Genomic DNA, 665 nt, shown 5'->3' on the forward strand with positions numbered 1-665 from the left:
TCCGGGCGGAAGCCGACGGTGACTGTGCCCTTGCCGTCGCCCTCGCCGGCGGCGGTGATCTGCTCGCGGGTCAGCGGCAGGACCATGCCGGCGAAGTTGGCGCCCGCTTCGGTCAGCGGAACCGTCTTGATGTTCATGGCCGGCGAGCCGATGAACCCGGCGACGAACACGTTGGCCGGGTTGTCGTAGAGCGAGCGGGGCGTGTCGACCTGCTGGAGTACGCCGTCGAGGAGTACCGCGACCCGGTGTCCCATGGTCATGGCCTCGACCTGGTCGTGGGTGACGTAGACGGTGGTGGTGCCCAGCTGCGCCTGGAGGGTCGCGATCTGCGAACGGGTCTGCACCCGGAGCTTGGCGTCCAGGTTGGACAGCGGCTCGTCCATGAGGAAGACCTGCGGCTTACGCACGATCGCACGACCCATGGCCACACGCTGGCGCTGACCGCCGGACAGGGCCTTGGGCTTGCGGTTGAGGTACTCCTCAAGCTGCAGCAGCTTGGCCGCGTTCTTGACGGCGACATCGATCTCGGACTTGGGGGTCTTGCGCAGCTTGAGCGCGAACGCCATGTTCTCGTACACGGTCATGTGCGGGTACAGGGCGTAGTTCTGGAAGACCATCGCGATGTCGCGGGACTTCGGCGGGAGGTTGGTGACGTCCCGGTTGTC

At 66.5% G+C, this 665-nt stretch carries 1 protein-coding gene; it reads right to left on the reverse strand.

Annotated features, from left to right (window positions below; all coding sequences use genetic code 11):
- Window positions 1-665, reverse strand: a 665-nt coding sequence (locus tag Raf01_RS49225) for an ABC transporter ATP-binding protein (RefSeq protein ID WP_203925088.1), incomplete at both ends; no start/stop codon positions are given.

This window comes from Rugosimonospora africana (genome assembly GCF_016862975.1).
In the GTDB taxonomy this organism is placed as follows: domain Bacteria; phylum Actinomycetota; class Actinomycetes; order Mycobacteriales; family Micromonosporaceae; genus Rugosimonospora; species Rugosimonospora africana.